This is a genomic window from Streptosporangium sp. DT93, from assembly GCF_049844535.1.
Taxonomy (GTDB): Bacteria; Actinomycetota; Actinomycetes; order Streptosporangiales; family Streptosporangiaceae; genus Streptosporangium.
Window position 1 is genome coordinate 131,898 of record NZ_JBNCLF010000006.1, and the last position, 22,359, is coordinate 154,256.

Genomic DNA, 22,359 nt, shown 5'->3' on the forward strand with positions numbered 1-22,359 from the left:
ACGTGACCGGCGGGGACGGGACGGCGGAGGGTGGCGCCGGGCGGGACGTCGTCGCGTGGTCGGCGGGCGGGCGGGCGGGCGGGCGGGCGGTCGGTTGAGGGAGATCTCCGCCCCCGTGACGCGTGTCGCCGGTGTCGGCCGTGGACGACCGTTTAAGGTGATGTCGTCCGTGTCGCGTGATCATCAGCGGACCGGTGTGATCTCCCCTCGTGTGCCGATGCCGAAGCCAGGGGAGAGCTCATGATGCGCAGACACGTCCTTGTCGCGGGATGCGTTCCGGTGGTCACCGCGCTCGCTCTCGCGGTCGTTCCGGCCCGCGCCGACCGTCAGGACGCCGCCGCCCCGCTCCCGGTGACGGTCGAGGCCTCGGCGGCCCCGGGCGCTCCGGTGACACCGGGCGCCTCGGCCGCAAAACCGCCGCCGGGCATGCTGGAGGCCATCCAGCAGGACCTCAACATGAGCAAGGCGGAGGCCGAGGCCCGCCTGCTCAACGAGGAACGCCTGCTCCCGGTCGCGGCCCGGCTGAAGGAGAAGCTCGGCGACCGCTTCGGCGGCGCGTGGTTGCGGACCAAGACCGCGCACACCCTGGTGGTGGCCACCACCAGCGCGGCCGACATCCCCCGGATCGTCGTCGAGGGTGCCCAGGCCGAGGTCGTCCCGCATTCGCTGGCGCAACTGATCACGATCAAGAACAGGATCGACGCCGTCCTGCCCCCGCTTCCGCTGGTCTCCAGCGTGCGCTACGTCGACGTCAAGCGCAACAAGGTGGTCGTCCTGGCTCCCGAGCCCCAGCAGGTCGCGGTACTCGTGGAGAAGGCGGACGTGGAGCCGGCGGCGGTGACGATCCAGCCCTCGGTCGAGGTCCCCCTGCCCCTCTCCGCCCCGTCGTACGACCTGGTGGGCGGTGCCGCCTACTACATCGGCCCGATCAACCGCTGCTCGGTCGGTTTCTCGGTGCTCAAGGGCACCCAGGAGGGTTTCGTCAGCGCGGGCCACTGCGGCAGGAAGGGGGACGCCACCTCCGGTTTCAACCGCGTTCCCCAGGGCGTCTTCCAGGAATCGACGTTCCCCGGCCGCGACCACGCGTGGATCGTCGTCAACAAGCTCTGGAAGACCGTCCCCGCGGTGGACAGCGGCGCGGAGTCCACCGTGCCCGTCTCCGGTGCACGGCAGGCCGTCGAGGGGGCCTCGGTCTGCCAGTCCGGGTCCACCACCGACTGGCAGTGCGGCCGCGTCCAGCAGCTCGACGCCAGCGTCACCTACTCCCAGGGCATCGTCGGCGAGCTGACCCGCACGAGCATCTGCGCCGAGCCCGGCGACTCGGGCGGCCCGATCATCTCCATCGACCAGGCCCAGGGCATCACCTCCGGCGGCTCGGGCGACTGCGCCTCGGGCGGCACCACCTACTTCCAGCCGATCGGGGAGATCCTCGCCGCCTACGGCCTGACCCTGAAGACCGCCGAGGAGGCGCCGTCGTCGGGCGTCGACGCCGACTGCGCCGACTACCCGAACCAGCTCACCGGCACCCTGACCAAGGGGCAGGACGACTACCGGTCGGCCACCCCCTACCTTTCGATCGTCTCCGGCCTGCACCTCGGGTGCGTGAACGGTCCCGAGGGCGCCGACCTCGACCTCTACCTGGAGAAGTGGACGGGCCTGAAATGGTTCGTCGTCGCCCCCGGTGACAGCCTGACGCCCGACGAGACGGTCAGCCACTACGGCACCCCCGGTGCCTACCGCTACCGGATCACCGCCACGGCCGGCTCGGGCGCCTACACCCTGGGATTCAAGACGCCCTGAACCTTTCCGCCCCCGGTGCCCCGCGGGACCCGGCCGTCAGGCTCCCTGGGGGTGACGCCGCCACAGCAGGCAGAACTCGTTGCCCTCGGGGTCGGCCAGCACGACGAAGGGCTCCTCACCCCTCTGCCCGACGTCGACGCGGGTGGCGCCCAGCCCGACCAGCCGTTCGACCTCGGCCTCCCAGTCGCCCCCGTCGGGGACGTGCAGGTCGGGGTGGTTGCGGTTCTTGTCGCGCTTGGGGGCGTCCGTCCGCTGGAGCCAGACGGTGAGCGAGCCGTGCGGCGCGTCCGCCGGCGGCCACAGGTGCGGGCTCTCCCCGTCGTGCTCGATCTCGTAGCCCAGCGCCGCCGACCAGAACGCCGCCATCCTCCTGCTGTCGTGCACGTCGAGCGTCCACTGCGCGAACCGGCTCGTCACGATGTCTCCTCCTTGCGATCCCGGCCTCGGCCTGCGCCGCCGGACGCGGTTCCGGCGGCGCCGTGGGGCCTACCCACGGGCGCCGGTGACAGACGGCCTCCTCACACCGGGGTGCCCGCGGCGCCCAGGGCGGCCACCGCGGAGGCGAGCTCGGTCCGCAGCTCCCGCCCCCGGGTGGTGAGGGTGCCGATCGTGGCGATGCGCTCCTGGCCCGACGTGCGGGCCTTGAGGCGCTCGGCCGCCGAACGCGCGGAGGCGGACCTCAGCTCGGCCTTCCTGGTCTCCAGCTCCCTGCGCCGCCGGGCCAGGCTCTCGTCGGCGGTCTGCTCGACGCCCACCCGCCAGGTCGCCACCATCCGCTCCAGGTCGAGGGTCATCTCCCGCGCGACCACCGAGAACTGGTCGCGCAGCGCCCCCCTGATCGCGGCCTGGCTGCGCTGCACCTTCTCCATCGAGCGGCGTCCCATGAAGATGGCCGCCCCGATGGCCGGTGCGACCAGGATGAAGCCGACCGGGCCGAGCAGGGCGGTGGCGAAACCGCCCAGCGAGAGCCCGATCGAGGCCGACGGCAGCACGTCCCGGATCAGGTCCACGCCGCCCGCGTCGTCGGCCGCCATGTCGCCCCTCACCTGCACCTGCGACAGGCCGGGCATCGCCCGCCCCCCTCCGGCCAGGTCGACCGGATCCATGCCGAGGTCGCGGGCGAAGGCGTCCAGGGTGGTCCTGGACAGCGCCTCCACGTCGTAGACGATCTGCGACCAGGCGGCCTCCAGGGAACGCTGGACGCTCTCGGGCAGCTCCGCCATGTACTGGTCGACCTGGGCCTGCTTCTTCAGCGTGGCGATCGTGTTCTCGTACGGCTGGCGGATCTCGGCCACCCGCGCCGCCACGATGCCCGCGACCTCGCGCCCGAGGAAGGTGTTGGCCACCACGCCCGCCCTGCGGCGACCGGCCAGCTCGGTCAGCTCGGCCAGCCCGGCGTCCACCGCGGCGAGGCGTTCGGCGACGTCGCCCTCGTCGTCGGAGCCCGCGGCCACGTCGTCCCTGGCGCCGGTCGCCAGCGAGCCCAGCACCGACAGGGCGGCGGCGACCACGGTGGCGCCGCGCGCGGAGTCCCTGCCCTCGGCGAACCCGCGCAGGTGGCGTTCGAGCACGTCCATGCCGCTGCGCGCCCGCAGCGAGTCCGCCCGCTCGGCGCGTCCCTCGCGCCGCTTGGCCTCCGCGGCCTCGGCGAGCTTCGCGCTCACCGGGATCCACGGCGCCTCCAGCAGCGGCGCCAGCGTCGCCGCCCTGCCGGGGGTCTCCGCGATCGCCTCGGTGACGAACGTCCTCAGCCGCGCCCTGTTCTCCTCCATCAGGCTCCGCCAGTTGGCCGAGTCCTCCACCTTGGTCAGCACGAACGCGATCGCCTGGACCCGCTCGGCGGCCTCGGCGAGGAACTCCAGCTCGTGCCGGAGCACCGGCTGGTCCTGGGCGCTGAGCGTGAACAGCAGGGCGTCGGCCCGCTGGAGCATGGCCACGGTCACCTGCCGGTGGCCCACCGTCAGGCTGTCCACGCCGGGGGTGTCGAGCAGCCGCAGGCCGTCCAGGAGCGGGGAGTCCAGGGTGATGTCGACGCTGACGACGTCGCGGCGCTTGCCCGCGTCGCCGCGCATGGAGGCGTAGTCGGGGATCGACTCGACGGTGATCGGCGTCCGGACCGGGCCCGCGTCGGTGGCGCGGTGCACGACCGCGGTCAGGCGCGGGCCGCGCCGCAGCGACAGGAAGCAGTTGGTGGCGACGTCGGCGTCGACCGGCAGCAGGTCGGGGTGGCCCACCAGGGTGTTGAGCAGGCGGCTCTTGCCGCGCTTCTGCGCCCCGGCGACCACGATGTCGGTGCACTCGTCCTTCCAGCGGCCCGCGCAGGCGGCCAGCACCTCCGCCAGGTCCGGCCTGCCGCACTGCCCGGCCAGCGCGTGGACCTCGTTGGCGTAGCGCAGCAGCCGGGCCACCGGGCCGTTCGGGTCGGGGGTCGTCATCGGATACCTCCAGCGTGGGGACGCGGGACGTCGGTCCCGTAACGCGCCCAGACGGTCTCGTACGCCTCGCAGAGCGTCTCGGCCGCGCGCCGCTGCCGCAGCGAGAGCGGCCGGTGGGTGAGGACCCGCAGCCGGGCGGCCAGGGCGGCGGCGCGGCCCGCCACCTCGGCGGGCGGGGCACCGGGCGGCGCCCCGAGCTGGGTGGCCAGCTCGGTCCCGGTGGTCAGCAGTTCCAGGGCCCGCCGGTCGTCGGCCGGGACCAGGGGGGAGGCCCGCAGCGCCTCGACGGCGGCGGGCGACACCCGCAGCACCGGGAGCGCCTCGCCGCCGCCGGTACCGCCGGTGCCGGCGGCGGCCTCCTCGGCGTCCAGTGCCGCCGAGACGAGGTCCTCCAGGACGGTCAGCACGTCCCTGGCCCGGTGCCCGCCGGTGCGGCCCTCGCTCATCATGGCGAGCGTGCGCCAGCGCGTCGACGCCGCCGTGGCCGCGGCGGCGACCTCCTCGTGGGACGCCTCAGGGGGCAGGCCGAGCCGGCCCGCGGGCTCGTCGTGGCGGGCCAGGCGGAGCAGCTCGCCGGTCATCTCCTCGTTCAGGACCAGCGTCCCGCGGCCGAGCGCCTCGGCGGCGGTGAAGATCCGCAGACCGCCCAGGGCGGTCGCGATCGGGCGGTTCTCGTCGAGCTGGGCCGCCAGCGCGTCCAGGGTGACGCGGTCGGACCCCAGCGCGGGCGTGCGGGCGATCGCGCGCAGCCGGGTCAGCGCGTCGAGCGCCTTGAGCTGGTCGGCGCGCCGCGCGAAGTGGGCCAGTCCCGCCGCGACGGAGCCGGTGGCGGCCCGTCCGGCCGAGGCGTAGCCCGAGCGCTCCAGCAGCAGGGTGGTGAGCGCCCCGGGGTCGGCGGTCCCGCTCTCGCGCACCGCCCGGACCGCGACGGTGAGGCCGTAGCGGTGCAGCCGCTCGACCAGCCGGTGGCGCACCTTCGCCGGTACGGGCAGCTCGGGCGCCGTGCGGAAGTCCTCCAGGTCCAGCAGGTAGTCCTCCAGGTCGTCCTCGTCCATCGCGGCCAGCGCCTCCAGCGCGGCCGTCTCCTCGGCGTCCAGCGGGCAGGCCCGCGCGGTCTCGGCCAGCAGGCCGATCACCGGGACCACGTCGAAGACCGAGGTGCGCAGGTCCCGGTACCCCTGGGCGGCCAGCCGCCTGGCGGTCGGCCAGGGGTCGTCCTCGTCGCCGCGCCGGTCGACCTGGCCGAGCACGGCGAGGGTGTTGACGCAGCTCATGCCGGAGGCGTCGGTCAGCGCGCGGAACTCCGACAGGGTGGTGTCGTCGAACTTCTGCACGTAGCGGAGCACGTAGATCATCGCCTGGGCGCGGTCGTCCTCGTCGCCGGAGCCGAACAGCATGCTCCTGGCCGCGCGCTCGTTGGACGCCGTCACCGTGTTCATGCCGGGGGTGTCGACGATGGTGATCGTGCGCAGCGACGGCAGGTCCAGCGCGACCCGCAGCCGCCGGACGCGGGACACCTCGACGCCGAGGTCGGCGGGGAGGCGATGGCCGGGCAGCAGCCGCGAGTGGGCCACCCCGCCGTCGGTGAGCTCGATCGTGATGCGGCCGTCGTCCTCGCCGTACTCGTACTGGGTGACCACGAACGTGCACTCGCCGGCGTCCACCGGCGCGACGGGCAGCCCGAGCAGCGCGTTCACCAGGGTGGACTTGCCGCTGCTCACCGCGCCCGCCACCGCCACCCGCAGCGGCGCGTCCAGCCCGGCGCGCACCTGCGCCACCCGCTCGCGCAGGTGCGCGCCGGCCAGCCGGGCGACGGTGGTGTCGCACAGCCGCCGCAGCAGCTCCGCGGGCCCGGCACTCATGGTTTCTCCATAATCGACCTGAATCCGAGATTGTTACGGTCCAACATCATGACTGGGTGGTTCGTGCCGGCCGGCGAACCGGCCCGGCGTCAGTGGCCCGGCGTCAGTGGCCCGGGGTCCCGTCGCGGTAGACGACGACCCTGGGGACGCGGACCACGCGCTGGCCGTCGGCGTACCCGCGCCTGACGGTCTCGGCGACGAGGTCGTGCAGGTCGGGCCGGGGGGCGGGCTCGGTGCCCGACGCCTCGTGCAGGCGCGGGTCGAACCGCTGCCCGTCCGCGACGATCTCCCGCACACCGGCCCGGTTCAGCCCGTCCAGCAGCGTCCCGGCCAGCCGGGGGTGCCGCTCGGCGAGCTGGTCGCGGTAGCCGATGCAGGCGGTCACCAGGGCCTCGCGGCCCGGGTTCCCGTCGGCGAGGAGCCGTTCCACCTGCTGCGCCAGCGCCGGGCTGACCCCGCTCCCGGCCATCTCGGCCAGCGCGGCCGTCAGCGGGTCGCATGCCGGATCGGTTCCCGGGACGGTGCCCGGATCGGCTTCCGGGCCGTCGGCGGGTTCGGTGATCCCGTCGTCCGCCGGTCCCGGCGCTGTCCCGGGGAACGGCGGCGTCGAGGGCGCCTCCGGGAACGAGGGCGTCTCCGGGAACGAGGGCGTCTCCGGGAACGGGGGCGCCGGTCGTGGCCCCGGGAGCGGGGGTGCCGTGCCGGGATCCCTCCCCGGCTCCGTGCCTCCCGTTCCCCGGCCGTCCGGTCCGGGAAACGGCCCCGGAACCGGCCCTGGGAGCGGCCCGGGGAGCGGTTCCGAGACAGGTCCCGGGAGCGGCCCGGGGAACGGTCCCGAGACCGGTGCGGCGAACGCCGCCGTGGACGATCCGGCGAACGGCGCCGGAGCCGGTGCGACACGGCTCCGGTGCCACAGGTACAGGCCCGCGGCCACGGCGGCCAGCACGGCCACCGCCCCCGCGAGCACCGCCGGCAGCGGAAGGATCCCGATCGGCGTCTCCACCGTCCCGAATCCCGCGCCGGGAAGACCGGGCGCGATGCCCGCCCGTTCCGGTCGCGGGGGACGGACGCCGTCCGGCGGCACGGGCGACGCGCCGGCCGGCCGCACCACCCCGCCCCCGGTCGCCGCGACGCAGCCGGCCAGCGCGGGCCACGCCGCCGCCCGCCACGCGCGTGCGGGCCGGGCGCGTGCGGATCGGGTGCGGGCGGGCGGGCGGCGTGGCGGCACGGGCCTGGCCGGGAGCGGCGGGGCGGGGAGCGCGCGTCGGTCCCTCATGGTCGCCTTCCTGTCGGCGTCCCGTGTGACCCGGGTCCGGGTCCCCTCCTCGGTACGGTCACACGGGTTCACGCCGGTTCGTGGGAATCAGACGGTCGGGAAGGGGCCCGCGGTCTCGGTGTAGTCCGAGACGCCGTCACCGTTCAGGTCGACCCGGGTCTCGTCGATGTAGCCGTCACCGTCGTGGTCGAGGTAGACGACGTCGGTGACGCCGTCACCGTCGGTGTCGTAGCGCTCCTCGTCGGCCAGGCCGTCCCCGTTGACGTCGATCAGCTGGGCGTCGGTGCCTCCGTCGCCGTCGTAGTCGACGAAGTCGGTGGTCACGTCGAAATCACTCATTGGTACGTCCCTTTCCGGTGGTGTTACAGGAGATGAGAGTCGCGATCACACGGGATTGTTGCGGACGTAGGCCATCTTTCTGGGTGAATTTTCAGAAAAGAGCCCTTCCAGCCTCCCTGTCCTCCCAGAAAAGCGGACGAACCACCCGAAAGCGCCCTAGCTGAGCGCGCGGGCGGTGTGGATCAGGGGCACGTGGCTGAACGCCTGCGGGAAGTTGCCCACCAGCCGGTTGTAGCGGGGGTCGTACTCCTCGGCGAGCAGGCCGACGTCGTTGCGCAGCGAGAGCAGGCGCTCGAACAGCTCGACGGCCTCGTCCTTGCGCCCGATCATCGCGAGCGCCTCGGCCAGCCAGAAGCTGCACGCCAGGAACGCGCCCTCGCCGCCGGGCAGGCCGTCCACGTCGTTGTCGGGGGAGACCGGGTAGCGCATCACGAAGCCGTCGACCATCAGCTCGCGCTGGATCGCCTCCACCGTGCCGGCCACGCGCGGGTCCTCGGGGGGCAGGAAGCCGACGATCGGGATCAGCAGCAGCGCCGCGTCCAGCTCCTGCGAGCCGTACGACTGGGTGAAGGTGCCGCGCACCGGGTCGAAGCCCCTGTCGCAGATCTCGGCGTGGATCCGGTCGCGCAGCTCCTTCCAGTTCTTCAGCGGCCCCGGCTTGCCGAACGCCTCCACCTGCCGGACGGCCCGGTCCAGCGCGACCCAGCACATGACCTTGGAGTGCACGAAGTGCCGGCGCGGGCCGCGGACCTCCCACAGTCCCTCGTCCGGGTCCCCCCAGTGCCGCTCGACGTAGGAGATCAGCTCGAACTGCAGGGTCCACGCCCGCTGATCGGCCTCCAGGCCGGAGACGCGCGACAGGTGCAGGGAGTTCATCACCTCGCCGTAGACGTCGAGCTGGAGCTGGTCCACGGCGCCGTTGCCGATCCTGACCGGCCGGGAGTTCTCGTACCCCGGCAGCCAGTCGAGCTCCATCTCCGGCAGCCGCCGCTCCCCGGCGACGCCGTACATGATCTGCAGGTCCTGGGCGCGGCCCGCGATGGCCCGCAGCAGCCACGAGCGCCAGGCGCGGGCCTCGTCGAGGTACCCGGCGCCGATGAGCGCGTCCAGGGTCATGGTGGCGTCGCGCAGCCAGCAGTAGCGGTAGTCCCAGTTGCGGACGCCGCCGATGTCCTCGGGCAGCGAGGTGGTGGGGGCGGCGACGATGCCGCCGGTGGGGGCGTACGTGAGCGCCTTGAGGGTGATGAGCGAGCGGACCACGGCGTCGCGCCACGGCCCCTGGTAGGTGCACTTCTCGACCCACTCCGCCCACAGCGCCTCGGTCTCGGCGAGCTGGTGGTACGGGTCGATCTCGTCGGGGCGGAGCTCGTGCGAGGGGTGCCAGGTGAAGACGAACGCCATGCTGTCCCCCTCCGACACGGTGAACCGGGCGTGGTGGGCGTAGTCGCCGCCCTCCAGCGGGACGGGGGAGTGCAGCCAGACCGAGTCGGGGCCGCCGACGGCCTGCAGGAGGTCGCCGTCACGGCGCACCCACGGCACGATCCGGCCGTAGTCGAAGCGGATGCGGATCTCGGTGGACATCTCCACCGTCCCGGACACGCCCTCGACGATCCGTACCAGGTCGGGGTTGGTGTGCCGGGTGGGCATGAAGTCGACGACCCGGACGGTGCCGGTCGGGGTGTCCCACTCGCTCTCCAGGACGAGGGTCTCGCCCCGGTAGCGCCGCCGGGTGGCGCGCGGGCGCTCGGCGTGCGCGGGCCCGATCCACCACTGCCCGTGCTTCTTGTCGCCGAGCAGCGCCCCGAAGCACGAGGGCGAGTCGAACCGCGGCAGGCAGAGCCAGTCGATGGAGCCGTTCCGCCCGACCAGGGCGGCCGACTGCATGTCGCCGATGAGCGCGTAGTCCTCGATCCACATGCCTTGACGCTAACGCCTCGGCCCCGGTGCCCGCTCCCGGCCGCGCCCGTCGCCCGGCCTCCCGGGGGACGGGCGCCGGTGTCCTCGTCACGGGACGGCCCGCCCCGCCGGGTGCTCGCGCATCATGGCGTGGAGCCGGCCGGCGAACGCCAGCAGCACCAGCGACGCCACGACGGCGATCCCCGCCAGCGTGAGGAAGTAGGCGGGCTCCGACAGGTACCGTCTCAGCCGCCAGGTCTGCCCGCCCACCGCGTCGCCCACCGAGAAGGAGATGAACCACAGCCCCAGCATCTGGCTCTTGAACGCCTCGGGGGCGAGCTTGGTGGTGACCGACAGCCCGACCGGGCTCAGCGCCAGCTCCCCGAAGACCTGGACGAAGTAGACCAGCACCAGCCACCACACCGAGATCCTGCCGCCCAGGGCGAGCTGGGCGGCCAGGGCCATGAGCATGAAACTCACCCCGTTGAGGAACAGTCCCGCGGCGAACTTCTGCGGGGCGCTCACCCGGTTGCCCAGCCTGACCCACAGGGCCGCGAAGACCGGCACCAGGATCATGATGAAGAACGGGTTGAACGCCTGGGTGGTCGCCGGGGTGATCCGGACGCCGAACATCGACAGGTCCGTCCTGTTCTGGGCGAAGAACAGCAGCACGGTCGGCGCCAGGTCGTAGATCATCCAGAAGATCGCGGAGGCGATGAAGAGCCAGATGTAGGCCTTCACCCGCGAGTGCTCGTCGTCGGTCAGGTTGTGGCTGCCCAGCAGGACGTAGCCGAAGTAGAGCACCGGCACGGCCACGATGAACAGCGTCATCACCAGCGCGAAGGCGTCCAGCGTGAACGTGCCCGACGCGACCCAGGCGCCCAGCGCGCCCGCGACCACCACGACGGCGGCGACGACGGCGAGCAGGAAGTGCCCGCGCTCGGCCGGGGTCATCCGGTGGCCCGGCCGCTCGCCCACCCCCTTCAGGTGGCGCCCGCCCAGCACGTACTGGACCAGGCCGAGCGCCATGCCGACCGCCGCCGCGCCGAAGCCCAGGTGCCAGCGGTCCCCCGAGGCCAGCCAGCCCACGACGAGGGGGGCGACGAAGGCGCCGATGTTGATGCTGAGGTAGAAGATCGAGAAGCCCGCGTCCCTGCGCCCGTCCTCGTCCGGAGGGTAGAGCCTGCCGACCATCGTGGAGACGTTCGGCTTGAGCAGGCCGGTCCCGACGATGATCAGCAGCAGCCCGAGCACCACGAAGACGCCGCCCCTGACCGGGACGGCCATGCTGATGTGACCGAACATGATCACGAAGCCGCCCCAGAGCACCGCCCTGCGGGCGCCGAGCACCCGGTCGGCGATCCAGCCGCCGGGCAGGGCGACGAGGTAGATCAGCGCGCCGTAGATGCCGATGATCCCCTGCGAGGTCTGCTCGCTCAGGCCGAGGCCGCCGGTCGCCGGGGAGGCGGCCATGAAGGTGGCGAGGATGGCCCGCAGGCCGTACCAGCTGAAACGCTCCCACAGCTCGGTGCCGAAGAGCGTGGCCAGGCCGCGCGGGTGCCCGAAGAAGGTCCTCTCGCGAGTCTCTCCCTGCGATGACATACGGTCCCCCCGGTGCCACGGTGTGATCGGACGGCCACTCTACGTACGACATCCGCCGACACGCGGACGCGGTTGTGCAACGTGGCGTTTCTTCTCCCTTTCAGGGGCTTGTCCGGAGGGAAGGGCGTGTGGTGCGATGCATGCCACTTGCGCAAGCAAACACTTTCTGGAGGGAGCGCCATGGCCGGTGTCCTTGACGAGCGCGCGGAGATCGAGCGGGAGATCGCTGGTCGCACGGTCTGCGATCAGCTGAAGGAGGCCGCCGAGGGCAACTCCGACGCCCCCGCCTACTCCGACCCGGTCGAGGGGGGCTGGTCGACGCTGACCTACGCGGAGGCGCGCGGGCGGGTCCTGGAGATCGCCGCCGGATTCGCCGCCCTCGGCCTGGAGCCCGGCGAGGCCGTCGCGCTCATGATGGTCAACCGCAGCGAGCACGTGCTGGCGGACCTGGGCGCGGTGCACGCCGGCGCGGTGTCCTGCTCGGTCTACTCGACGTTCGCCCCCGAGCAGGTGGCCTTCGTCGCCTCCGACGTGCGGGCGAGGATCGCGGTGCTCGGCGGCCCGGCCGAGCTGGCCAGGTGGGAGCCGGTCCTCGGCGACCTCCCCGAGCTGCGCACGATCGTCATGCTGGAGGGCGCGCCGGCCGGTGACGACCGGTTCATGGGCTGGGACGACTTCCTGACCCTGGGCCGCGAGCGGCTCGCCGCCGACCCCGGGGCCGTCGACGCCCGCTGGCGGGCGGTGAAGGCCGACGACGTCCTCACCGTGCTCTACACCTCCGGCACGACCGGCAACCCCAAGGGCGTGCCGCTGACCCACGCCAACGTGTTCTTCGAGGTCGTGGCCACCAACCGGATGGCCGACCTGCCGGTCAGGGGCACCCAGATCTCCTACCTGACCTACGCGCACATCGCCGAGCGGGTGCTCAGCCTCTACCTGCCGCTGTTCAAGTTCTCGCACACCCACTTCTGCACCGACCTGGCCCAGCTCGGCGCCACCCTCGGGCAGGTCAAGCCGGTGCTGTTCTTCGGCGTCCCCCGGGTGTGGGAGAAGATGATGGCCCGCCTGCAGGCGCTGCTGGGCTCCCAGTCGGAGGAGCAGCAGGCGGGCGTGCGCGCGGCCATGGCCGCGGGACTGGCCTACGTCGAGGCCAACCAGTTCGGGCGCACCCCCTCGCCCGAGGTGGCGGCCGCCTACGAGCAGGCCGACGCCTCCCTGCTGTCGATCATCCGGTCGATGATCGGTTTCGAGAACGCCGGCTGGCTCGCCACCGCCGCCGCCCCCATGCCGCTGGAGGTCCAGCGCTTCTTCGCCGGTCTCGGCCTGCGGATCCTGGACGTGTACGGGATGACCGAGACGACCGGCGCGTTCACCGCCAACGCCCCCGAGCGCTTCAAGCTCGGCACGGTCGGGCCGGCCGGGCCGGGCGTCGAGGTCCGCATCGCCGAGGACGGGGAGATCCTCACCCGCAGCCCCGCCAACACCCGCGGCTACCTGGGACGCCCCGAGGCCACCGCCGAGCTGATCGACGCGGACGGCTGGCTGCACACCGGCGACGTGGGCTCCATCGACGAGGACGGCTTCGTCAGCATCGTCGACCGCAAGAAGGAGCTCATCATCACCGCCGGGGGCGAGAACATCTCCCCGGCCAACATCGAGAACTACCTCAAGGAGCACCCGCTCATCGGCCAGGCCCTCGCCTACGGCGACGGCAAGCCGTACCCGGTGGCGATCCTCACCCTCGACGGCGAGGTGGCCCCCGGCTGGGCCCAGGCCAACGGGATCGCCTTCGAGACCCTGGGCGACCTGGCCGAGCACCCCGACGTCCTCAAGGCCGTCGAGGGCGCGATCGCCACGGCCAACGAGAAGCTGGCCCGCGTCCAGCAGGTCAAGCGCTGGCGGCTGCTGCCGGTGGAGTGGACGGCCGAGACCGCCGAGCTCACCCCGAGCCTGAAGCTCAAGCGCCGCATCATCCACGCCAAGTACGCCGAGATCATCGACGAGATGTACCGCGACTGACCACGTCGTCGCCGCCTCCGGGGAACGAGGGCCGTTCCCCGGGGTGGCGGTGTCGGCCGGTGTCGCCGGGCGGTGGGGGCGCCGTTTTGCCCAAGGGGGCGTGTGTCCTCTACCGCCCTGTTACCGGCGACCTCCTAGCGTCGTGACGCATGACGATCAGAGTTCTTCTCGCCTTTCTGGCGGCGGGAGCCGCGACCCTGCCCGCGGGGGCCGTGCCCCGGCCGGTGGCCCCGTCCCGGCCGGTGACCGTACCCCCGGCCACCGCCGTCGAGGACCTGACGATCCGCTCGGTGACCCTGCGCCCCCCGGCCCCGGTGGTCGGACCGGCCGACTCGGTGCGCATGGTGGTGGAGGTGGTGGCCCGGGGCGTCACCGGACCGGAGGGGGTGACGCTCAAGGTCGAGCCGGGCGCGCCGCCCGGCTCCCTGGACACCTTCTTCCCCCTCACCGCCCCCCGCCGGCAGGCCCGTCCCGGCAGGACCCCGGCGTCCCGCCCGGGTGGCGGGCCCGGTGGCGAACCCCGCCCCGCCCCCCGGCCGGGGCACGGCCACGACCGCGAGCACGGCCCCGCCCTCGCGCCGGGCCCGGCACCCGTCCCCTCCGCCTCCGCCCGCCTCGGCGCGCGGACGCGGACCGCGCCCCCGCCCGGGGACGGCTGGGAGACCTGGCGGTTCGCACCGCAGAAGAGCCTGAGCCGCTGGTATCCGGCCGGACCCTGGACCGTCACGGTGACCGCGAAGGCCGCCGACGGCACGGGGATCACCGGGTACCGGGGATTCCTGCTGAAGCGCCTGACCCGGTTCGGCGGCGTCGAGGTGGCCGGGCGGGGCCCGGCGGTGCGGGTGACGGGCGTGCTGAACCGGGTCGACCCGCAGGGGCACCTCGACTACGCCCCCTTCCCGGCCCAGCCCGTGGAGATCCTGCACCGGCCGGGACGGGAACACGCCTGGAGGACGGTGGCCGAGGTGATGACCGACTCCCACGGACGCCTCACCCGGACCGTGCGGGGCCGCACCGGCGGCGAGTGGCGCCTGCGCTTCGAGGGGACGAGCCGCTACGCGCCCAGGACGGGCGTCGTCCACCGGGTCGCGGAATAGGAGAACGCCCGCCGTCCCGCCGGACACGCCCCGCCCGGTCAGACCAGTCGGACCGGAGCACGGACCTCCCGGCCGGACGGAGGGCGAACCACCCGATCGAACCGGAACGCGGAACCGCGTCCGGGTCACGCCCCGCCCGGTCAGGCCAGGGCGTGGACCGCGGCGCCGAACAGCGCGGGCATCCGCCGCGCCGCCGGGACGATCAGCCGTCCCGCCGCCCGGTAACGGCGGGTGCCCACCAGCGCTCCGGTCAGCATCCGGTGCCGCCACGACAGCCGCCGCCAGGCCGGCTCGTACGCCCCGGGGGTACCGGCCCGCAGGCAGTCCACCAGCAGCCGCGCGGAGGTCAGCGCGAGCGACACCCCCTCGCCGGTGAGCGCGTCGACGTACCCCGCCGCGTCGCCGACCAGCAGCACCCGTCCGGCGACCCGGTGGCGGACCCGCTGGCGCAGCGGTCCCGCGCCGCGCACCGGGGTCGCTGGCACCCCGAGCCGTTCCAGGAGCGCGGGGAAGTCCGCCAGGTGCTCGGGGTAGCCGCGCCGCCGCGAGCTCAGCACCGCCACGCCCACCAGGTTCTCGCCCACGGGCGTCACGTACGCCTCGCCGTCCGCCGCCCAGTGCACCTCGACGAAGTCCGTCCACGGGGCGACCGCGTAGTGCCTGCGCAACCCGTACCTGCGCGGTCCGCGGCAGGGCAGCTCCAGGCCCAGCCGGGCGCGCAGCGGCGAGTGCAGCCCGTCGGCGGCCACCAGCCAGCGGGCCCGCAGCCCGGCGGCCTCGACCCGGTCGTCGCTCTGCCGTACGTCGTCCACCCTGCCGGGCACGACCCGCACGCCCAGCTCCCGCGCCCGCCCGGCCAGCGCGGCGTGCAGGGAGGTCCGCCGCACCCCCAGGCCGGGCCCCTCGCGGAACTCCGCCTCCACCTCGTGGCGCCGGTCCAGGTAGCGGATGCCGCGCAGCGGCCTGCCCTCCACCGGAACGCCCAGCTCCCGCAGGGCCGCGGTGCCGCTGGGCATCAGGCCCTCGCCGCACGCCTTGTCCACCGGTACGGGCCTGGGCTCGACGACCACCGCCTCCATCCCGGCCCGGGCGGCGTGGATGGCGGTGGCCAGCCCGGCGGGCCCGCCGCCCGCGATCAGGACGTCGATCACCCGCTTCCCCGCCCACCGGCCGGCGCCGACGAGCCGGGCCCGGTACCGGGCGCCGCCCCGGGCCCGGTGCCGTTCGCGGTGCTCGTCGCGGTGCCGGGCGGCATGCCGGCCGAGGCCGCCAGGGCGTCGTCCTCGCAGCGGATCCGCACCACCATCAGCGCGGCGTTGAGCACGGTGAACGCCAGCGCGGTCACCCACGCGCCGTGCACCAGGGGCAGCGCCGCGCCCTCCACCGCCACCGCCACGTAGTTGGGGTGGCGCAGCCACCGCAGCCGGTAGGGGCCGCGCTCCACCAGCGGCATGCCGGGGACCACGATCACCTGGGTGTTCCACTGCGGCCCCAGCGCGGTGATGCACCACCAGCGCAACCCCTGCGCGGCCACCACCAGGGCCAGCATCGGCCAGCCGAGCGCCGGGACGAAGGGCCGGCCGGCCAGGGCGGCCTCCAGCAGGCACCCGGCCAGCAGGCCGGTGTGCAGGGCGACCATCCACGGGTAGTGGCCCCGCCCGTACGTCACCCCGCCGCGCTCGGCGCTCCAGCGCGCGTTGCGCCGCGCGACGACCAGCTCGGCGACGCGCTCCAGCCCCACGAGCAGCACGAGCAGCACGTACCAGGACGACAACTGCCAGGACATCGGGCTCCTCTACCAGCGCAGCAGGACGAGTTCGGAACAGAAGCCCGGCCCCATCGCCAGGAGGAGCCCGGGCGTGCCGGGCGGGGGCGGCCGCAGGGCCAGCGTGTCCCGCAGGACGTGCAGGACCGAGGACGACGACAGGTTCCCGATCGTGGCGAGCGATCGCCAGGTGAGGTCCAGTGCCCCCTCCGGGAGCTCCAGCGACTCCTGCACCGCCTCCAGCACCTTGGGGCCGCCCGGGTGGCACACCCACGCCGTCACGTCCCCGGCGGTCAGCCCGTGGTCGGCGAGGAAGCCGTGCACGTCGTCGGCCAGGTAGGTGCGCACCACCTCCGGGACGCTCGCGTCGAGCACCACGCGGAAGCCGGTGTCGCCGACCTCCCAGCCCATCACGTGCTCGGACGCGGGGTACAGGTGGCTGCGCGAGGCCACCACCCGGGGGCCGGGCGCCGGGGAGGACGCCGCCGACCCGGAGAGCCGGGACGTCCCGGACGCCGGGGAGGTCCCGGCCGGGCCCGCGGGGCCTGCGGAACCGGGCGTCCCGCCCGCCGGGGAGGACCCGGCCGGTCCGCGGGGCCGGGTCGTGGCCGCGGTGAGCGGCGAGGTCCCGGCGCGGCCCGGCCGCCACTCGTCGCCGCAGGCCACCACGGCCGTCGCACCGTCGCCGAACAGGGCGCTGGCCACCATGTTGGCGACGGAGGCGTCGCCGCGCTGCAGGGTCAGGGAGCACAGCTCGACGGAGAGCAGCACGGCCAGGTGATCCGGCCAGCCGCGCAGGTAGTCGTGCAGGCGGGCGACCCCGGCGGCCCCCGCGACGCAGCCGAGACCGAAGATCGGGGTCCGCTTGACGTCCGGGCGCAGCCCGAGCCGCCCGGCGATGCGGGCGTCCACCGACGGCGCCGCCAGGCCGGTCACCGAGGTGAAGATGATCATGTCCACGTCCTCGGGCGCCGCCCCGGCGTCCTGGAGCGCGCCGCTCACCGCCTCCACGCCCAGCTCCATCGCCGTCTCCACGAAGGCGGCGTTGGCCGCCCCGAAGCCGTCCAGCTTGGCGTACCGGTCCAGCGGCAACGTCAGATGACGGGACTCCACCCGTGCCGAGGCGTGCAGCCGGTCCAGCAGCAGGCGGCTCGACCCCTCGGGCAGGCACGCGCGCGCGAACGCGTCGGTGATCTCTGCCTGGGAGTGACGGTTCGGTGGAAGCGCGCCGCGAACAGCGACGATTCGCGTCATCTGATCAACTACCCCCGGCTCGTGAAAAGCAGACACCTCCCTTTTGCCCAGCCGCGTCCGTGGCATGCGTGGCAACGCCCCCGATGCCCGCTTTCCGGGGCGGTCCGGCTTACCATCGATCGTTGACATCCTCCTCCGTCCGGGAGTCCGTCCGAGGGTCCGTCCGAGGGGCCGTCCGCGGGCGGGGGATCCGACGGCGCCTACCACAGCGGGACGAGGTCGCGTGACGACGAGCCGGTCACCGAAGCCGGGTCCGGAGCCGGTGCTCCGGTCCGTGCCGGGACTGCTGATGGCCTGCCATCCGGCGCCGACCGTGGCGGTGACCGTCCTGGTGACCGCGCTGGCCGTCGCGAGCGGGCGCGACGCGGCCGGGTGCGCCCTGGTGGCCGCCGCCGTGCTGGCCGGGCAGCTGTCGGTCGGCTGGTGCAACGACGCGGTGGACGCGGAGCGCGACGCCGCCGCGGGCCGTACCGACAAGCCCGTCGCCGGTGGCGCGGTGGGCGTGCGCGCGGTGTGGGCCGCCGCGCTCACCGCGCTGGCGCTGTGCGTGCCGCTCTCGCTGGCCTCCGGCCCGACGGCCGGGACCGTCCATCTCGCCGGCGTCGCCGCCGCATGGGCCTACGACCTCGGGCTCAAGGCGACCGTGTTCTCCTGGCTGCCGTACGCGGTGGGGTTCGGCTCGCTGCCGGCGTTCGTCACGCTGGGCCTGCCGGGACATCCCTGGCCCGCCTGGTGGGTGGTCCTGGCCGCCGCGCTGCTCGGCTGCGGGGCGCACCTGGCCAACGTGCTCCCCGACATCCCCGCTGACCTGGCGGGCGGTGTCCGCGGCTGGCCGCAGCGGCTGGGCGCCGGTCGCGTCCGCGTGCTGATCCCGCTGCCGCTGCTGGCGGCGACGGCCGTGCTCGTCCTGGGGCCCGGACGGCCGCCGGGACCGGGGGAGTGGGCCGCGCTGGCGGCGGCGGGCGCCCTCACCGCGGGCGGGCTGGCGCTGGGCCGTACCTCGCCGCGCGTGCCGTTCGCCGCGGCGATCGCGGTCGCCGCGGTCGACGTCGTGCTCCTCCTCGCCCGCGGCACCGCCCTCACCGGCTCCTGACCGGAGAACCGGTACGCCTGACCGGTACGCCTGATCGGGACGTCTTACCCGGACGCAGCCGGGGGAGCGGGAAGGCGGGGGCGCGGGAGCGGGGGAGCGGTCAGTGTGCCGGTGCGGGCACCGGCTCGTCCCAGGAGATGCGGTGGTCGTACAGCCAGGACATCGCACCCGGCTTCATCGCGTACCGCATGATCACGGGTAGCGCGAGGTCGCGGACGAAGGCGCCGGCGACCCCCGGGGCCTTGCCGCTCCCGTTGCGCCTGCCCTGCGCCACGACGCGCTCCACCCGCTCCCGGCGCAGGCGCTCGAAGGCGGCGAACGCCTCCCGGGGGACGGGGACGTCGCGCAGGCACCTGCCCAGCGTCACCGCGTCCTCGATCGCCATGGAGGCCCCCTGGCCCGCAGAGGGCGAGGTCGCGTGCGCGGCGTCGCCCACGATCACCATGCGCTCGTTGAACCAGCGCGGGACGGACGGGAAGTCGTAGGTGTTCCAGGCGGGCGGGATGTCGCCGGTCGCGCGGACGATGTCGAGCATCGGCCCGGTGTCGTCCCTGAAGAGCTCCTCCAGCCGGACGCGCCACTGCGCCGGGGTGATCGCCGCGAGCTCCTCGCGGGTCGGCTCCCGGGGGCTCGGCGGGTTGGCGAACCACCACACCTGGCCGTCGGGGTGGATCAGGTAGCCGAAGAAGCACCTCCTGCCGAAGACGAAGTAGCTCGTCCCCGGCTCGCCCGGCACCGTGACGCCCGTCGCGAAGCCGCCGGTGTTCAGCAGCCCGACGTGCCGGGCGCGGGGGGCGCCGGGATCGATGAGCGCGCGGGTGCGCGAGCGCAGCCCGTCGGCGCCGACCAGCAGGTCTCCCTCGGCCTCGCTGCCGTCGGCGAAGACCGCCCGCACCCCGTCGCCGGTGATCGAGGCGTCGGTGAGGCGCCTGCCGTAGGTGACCCGCACGCCGCGCCGCACGGCCTCGTCGCGCAGCGTCCGGTAGAGGTCGGAGCGCTTCACCGTCCTGCTGGGCTGGGTGAGGGTGGCGAGCCGCCTGCCGCGGCCGTTGACGATCACCATCCGGGGCGAGTCCATGCCCAGGGCGGCGACCTGCTCGCGCAGGTCGAGGACGCGCAGCGCCTCGAGCCCGTTGACCGCGATGGTCAGGAAGGCGCCCACGCCCTCGGAGCCGCGGTCGTAGGCCTCGAAGACCTCCACGTCGAGGCCCGCGCGCTGCAGCGCCATGGCCGTCACCGGGCCCGCGATGCCCCCGCCGATGATCAGAGCTTTTTTGGTCATATAATGACTATACATAGAATGACTATACAGCGCCACGCCGTACGATGGCGTCATGTCCACGAGGCGTTCACCCCTGGCCATGGCGCTGCTCTCGCTGGTCGCCGAGGCGCCGATGCACGCCTACCGGATGCAGCAACTGATCAAGGAGCGGCACAAGGACGACGTGGTCAACGTCGCGCAGCGCAACAGCGTGTACCAGACCATCGACCGCCTGCTCCGTGAGGGCCTCATCGCGGTCCGCGAGACCTCGCGCGAGGAGAACCGCCCCGAGCGGACCGTCTACGAACCCACCGAGCCGGGCCTGGAGACGCTGCGGACCTGGATGCGCACGATGCTCTCCACCCCGGCCCGGGAGTTCCCCGAGTTCCCCGCCGCGCTCGCCTTCCTGCCCGTGCTGCCGCCCGAGGAGGTCCGCGCCGCGCTCGACGAGCGCCTGGACTCCCTCGCGGCGCGGCTGGCGACGCTGGAGCGCGAGTTGGTCGAGGGCGCGACCTTCCTGTCGCGCGTGTTCCTGGTGGAGTCGGAGTACCAGCGCGCCGTGCTCAGGGCCGAGTCCGACTACGTCCGCGAGCTCGCCGAGGACCTGCGCTCCGGGCGGATCACCTGGCCTCGTTCCCTGTAGGGCGAGGGCGTTTCGGATAACCGTTCGGCCATTATCAGGTCGGAAACAAAAGCGGCCCGGTCCGCTCCTCGCTGTCCGAAAAGCTTTTTCTGAAACCGTGTTAAAGGAATGACCGAAACACGGGGTCAACGGCAGTGATCGCCCGTCTCCGCCTGCGGGGAACGCCTTTTCTTGCCATTTTCCGCTTTTCTTAGTTGTTTTGTAGGTTTTCGCGGTGAGCCCGGCGTCCCGGCGGGGGATCGTGCCCTCCCGGAGGTCGCGAGGACGCGTATCAGGGCCGTTCCGGGGCGTTGACCTCGCGCGGGCGGGGCCGGGGGCGCGGATGTCCGCGGGCGTTCCGGGCAGCCGTCCGCGCGCCTCAGACCAATGACATTTCCCCCATTGACACCTTCTGGACATTTAGGGAATATGCAGAAGGTTTTCATTCGCCTCCAGCATGATCACAAAGCCCGCCGGGCCTTCCGTGCGGGCTTCCGGGACGATTCATCCTTCTTTTCCGACCGACGCGACGCCCTTTCCGGTCCGCCGACATCCCGTGCCCGCAGCGGGCGCCCCCACGTTCACCGTCCCTCTCGACGCCACCGGCACCGCGTGACACGACCGCGCCGGCGGTGTGATCACGCCTGCCCGAACGCCCCCGACGAGAAGACCAGCCGCCCCAGCATCAAGGAGTTCGACGGTGAACACAGAGAAGGAGGGGGCGGCGCCGATCCTGCCGCCGTCGGAGACGCCGCAGACGGGGAAGGAGTGCCTGGCCCTGCACGGAGGCGAGCCCGTCCGCCGTACCCCATGGCCGACCTACGACAAGGGGGCCGTCTTCGTCCACCCCGAGGACGAGGAGGCGGCGCTGCGCGCCATCCGCAGTCACCTGTACTTCCGCTACGACTACCGCGCCCAGCGCGACACCGAGTGCGGCAGGTTCGAGGAGGACCTCTGCCGCTACCTCGGCAGCAGGCACGCGCTGGCCGTGTCGAGCGGCACCACCGCGATCGCGCTCGCCATCATGGCGGCGGGCGTCCCGCCGGGCTCCCTGGTCGCCTGCCCCGGCTTCACCTTCGTCGCCACCCCCAGCGCCATCGTGCTCGCCGGATGCACCCCGCTGCTGGTGGAGGTCGACGAGAACCTGCAGATGGACGTCGAGGACCTGCGCCGCCGCTGGAGACCCGAGATCAAGGCGATCCTGGTCGTCCACATGCGCGGCTTCGCCGCCGACATGGAGGCGCTGACGCGCTTCGCCGCCGAGATGGGCGTGCCGCTGTTCGAGGACGCCGTCCCGGCCTTCGGCGCCGAGCTGGGAGGCCGCAAGCTCGGCACCTTCGGCCTCGCGGGCGCCTTCAGCACCCAGTCCGACAAGTCGCTCAACTGCGGCGAGGGCGGGTTCCTGGCGACGGACGACAGCGTGCTCTACGCCCGCGCGGTGGTGCTCTCCGGCGCGTACGAGGGACGCTACCGCAGGCACTTCCCGGACGGCGAGCCACCGATCGCCACCGACCTGGACCTGCCGCTGCTCAGCTTCCGGATGGACGAGATCCGCGCCGCCCTGCTGCGCGCGGAGATGAAACGGCTGCCGATCCGCCTGGAACGCTTCCGCGGCAACTACGCCTACGTGGCCCGGGCGCTCGCCGACCTGCCCCAGATCGCCATCCGGCGGCCCGTGGAGCCCGGCGCCTACCTGGGCGAGGCGTTCATCTTCCGCGTCCCCGGCGTGGACGCGAAGTGGTTCGCCCGCGCGCTGTGCTGCGAGGGCGTGGACGCGCGCAACCTCGGCTCCGACGAGGACACCAACGTGCGGGTCTTCTGGAACTGGCGGTTCCTGTTCGGTTCCCGGGACGTCGAGGAGATCAAGGAGTTGCTGCCGGCGACCACCCGCCACCTTCAGGAGGCGATCGACATCCCGCTCTCCTCCAGCCTCACGACCGACGACTGCGACCACCTGATCGGCGCGGTCCGCAAGGTCGCGGGCGCGCTCGGATCCGGTCACCCCGCACCGGCCGGCACCACCGCCGTCGGGCAGTAG

At 73.5% G+C, this 22,359-nt stretch carries 17 protein-coding genes; 6 read left to right on the forward strand and 11 right to left on the reverse strand.

Features of this window, described 5'->3' with window-relative positions:
- The first annotated feature begins 240 nt into the window (after nt 1–240).
- On the forward strand, nt 241–1,800 hold the full coding sequence (locus ACLQ2R_RS15290) for a S1 family peptidase (RefSeq protein WP_425960150.1): 1,560 nt from the start codon (nt 241–243) through the stop codon (nt 1,798–1,800).
- A 36-nt stretch (nt 1,801–1,836) separates the two neighbouring features.
- Here the strand turns inward: ACLQ2R_RS15290 and ACLQ2R_RS15295 are convergent, their stop codons facing one another.
- The 7 genes from ACLQ2R_RS15295 to ACLQ2R_RS15325 all read right to left on the reverse strand — a co-directional run bounded on the left by ACLQ2R_RS15295 (nt 1,837) and on the right by ACLQ2R_RS15325 (nt 11,210).
- The gene (locus tag ACLQ2R_RS15295; RefSeq protein ID WP_425960151.1) at nt 1,837–2,217 is read right to left on the reverse strand and encodes a VOC family protein; all 381 of its coding nucleotides are present in this window, start codon (nt 2,215–2,217) and stop codon (nt 1,837–1,839) included.
- Nucleotides 2,218–2,318: 101 nt separating this feature from the next.
- Nucleotides 2,319–4,235, reverse strand: a complete 1,917-nt coding sequence (locus ACLQ2R_RS15300; protein ID WP_425960152.1) for a dynamin family protein — start codon at nt 4,233–4,235, stop codon at nt 2,319–2,321.
- Nucleotides 4,232–6,097, reverse strand: coding sequence for a dynamin family protein (locus ACLQ2R_RS15305; RefSeq protein WP_425960153.1), 1,866 nt, complete (start codon nt 6,095–6,097; stop codon nt 4,232–4,234). The genes ACLQ2R_RS15300 and ACLQ2R_RS15305 overlap by 4 nt, the downstream gene beginning before the upstream one ends.
- Nucleotides 6,098–6,200: 103 nt before the next feature.
- Nucleotides 6,201–7,373, reverse strand: a complete 1,173-nt coding sequence (gene grpE, locus ACLQ2R_RS15310; RefSeq protein ID WP_425960154.1) for a nucleotide exchange factor GrpE — start codon at nt 7,371–7,373, stop codon at nt 6,201–6,203.
- 87 nt (nt 7,374–7,460) lie between these two features.
- Nucleotides 7,461–7,712: a hypothetical protein gene (locus tag ACLQ2R_RS15315; RefSeq protein ID WP_386233858.1), complete on the reverse strand. Its 252-nt coding sequence runs from the start codon at nt 7,710–7,712 to the stop codon at nt 7,461–7,463.
- A gap of 156 nt (nt 7,713–7,868) precedes the next feature.
- Nucleotides 7,869–9,629, reverse strand: a complete 1,761-nt coding sequence (locus tag ACLQ2R_RS15320) for a glycoside hydrolase family 15 protein (protein ID WP_425960155.1) — start codon at nt 9,627–9,629, stop codon at nt 7,869–7,871.
- A gap of 87 nt (nt 9,630–9,716) precedes the next feature.
- Entirely contained in the window at nt 9,717–11,210 is a 1,494-nt protein-coding gene (locus tag ACLQ2R_RS15325; RefSeq protein WP_425960156.1) for a peptide MFS transporter, read from the reverse strand.
- A 180-nt stretch (nt 11,211–11,390) separates the two neighbouring features.
- Between ACLQ2R_RS15325 and ACLQ2R_RS15330 the strand changes: the two genes are divergently transcribed.
- Nucleotides 11,391–13,229 carry an AMP-dependent synthetase/ligase gene (locus ACLQ2R_RS15330; RefSeq protein ID WP_425960157.1) on the forward strand — a complete coding sequence of 613 codons (1,839 nt, stop codon included), beginning with the start codon at nt 11,391–11,393 and terminating at the stop codon, nt 13,227–13,229.
- 149 nt (nt 13,230–13,378) lie between these two features.
- Nucleotides 13,379–14,326 (forward strand): hypothetical protein, encoded by a 948-nt coding sequence (locus tag ACLQ2R_RS15335; protein WP_425960158.1) that lies wholly within the window; start codon nt 13,379–13,381, stop codon nt 14,324–14,326.
- Nucleotides 14,327–14,466: 140 nt separating this feature from the next.
- Here ACLQ2R_RS15335 and ACLQ2R_RS15340 read toward each other — a convergent pair whose 3' ends face one another.
- From ACLQ2R_RS15340 to ACLQ2R_RS15350, 3 genes are read right to left on the reverse strand one after another with little or no spacing between them, the layout of a single operon-like run.
- Nucleotides 14,467–15,477, reverse strand: a complete 1,011-nt coding sequence (locus tag ACLQ2R_RS15340) for an NAD(P)/FAD-dependent oxidoreductase (protein ID WP_425960159.1) — start codon at nt 15,475–15,477, stop codon at nt 14,467–14,469.
- Nucleotides 15,474–16,112, reverse strand: a complete 639-nt coding sequence (locus ACLQ2R_RS15345) for an isoprenylcysteine carboxyl methyltransferase family protein (protein ID WP_425960160.1) — start codon at nt 16,110–16,112, stop codon at nt 15,474–15,476. The genes ACLQ2R_RS15340 and ACLQ2R_RS15345 overlap by 4 nt, the downstream gene beginning before the upstream one ends.
- 9 nt (nt 16,113–16,121) lie before the next feature.
- Nucleotides 16,122–17,345, reverse strand: coding sequence for a 3-oxoacyl-[acyl-carrier-protein] synthase III C-terminal domain-containing protein (locus ACLQ2R_RS15350; RefSeq protein WP_425960161.1), 1,224 nt, complete (start codon nt 17,343–17,345; stop codon nt 16,122–16,124).
- A gap of 223 nt (nt 17,346–17,568) precedes the next feature.
- On the opposite strand from ACLQ2R_RS15350, the gene ACLQ2R_RS15355 reads away from it, so the two are divergent.
- Nucleotides 17,569–18,438, forward strand: coding sequence for a UbiA family prenyltransferase (locus tag ACLQ2R_RS15355; RefSeq protein ID WP_425960162.1), 870 nt, complete (start codon nt 17,569–17,571; stop codon nt 18,436–18,438).
- 100 nt (nt 18,439–18,538) lie between these two features.
- On the opposite strand, the gene ACLQ2R_RS15360 is transcribed toward ACLQ2R_RS15355, so the two are convergent.
- Entirely contained in the window at nt 18,539–19,720 is a 1,182-nt protein-coding gene (locus tag ACLQ2R_RS15360) for an FAD-dependent oxidoreductase (protein ID WP_425960163.1), read from the reverse strand.
- A gap of 52 nt (nt 19,721–19,772) precedes the next feature.
- Here ACLQ2R_RS15360 and ACLQ2R_RS15365 point away from each other — a divergent pair, with 52 nt between their 5' ends.
- On the forward strand, nt 19,773–20,342 hold the full coding sequence (locus ACLQ2R_RS15365) for a PadR family transcriptional regulator (RefSeq protein WP_425960164.1): 570 nt from the start codon (nt 19,773–19,775) through the stop codon (nt 20,340–20,342).
- Between the two features lie 679 nt (nt 20,343–21,021).
- Entirely contained in the window at nt 21,022–22,359 is a 1,338-nt protein-coding gene (locus ACLQ2R_RS15370) for a DegT/DnrJ/EryC1/StrS family aminotransferase (RefSeq protein ID WP_425960165.1), read from the forward strand.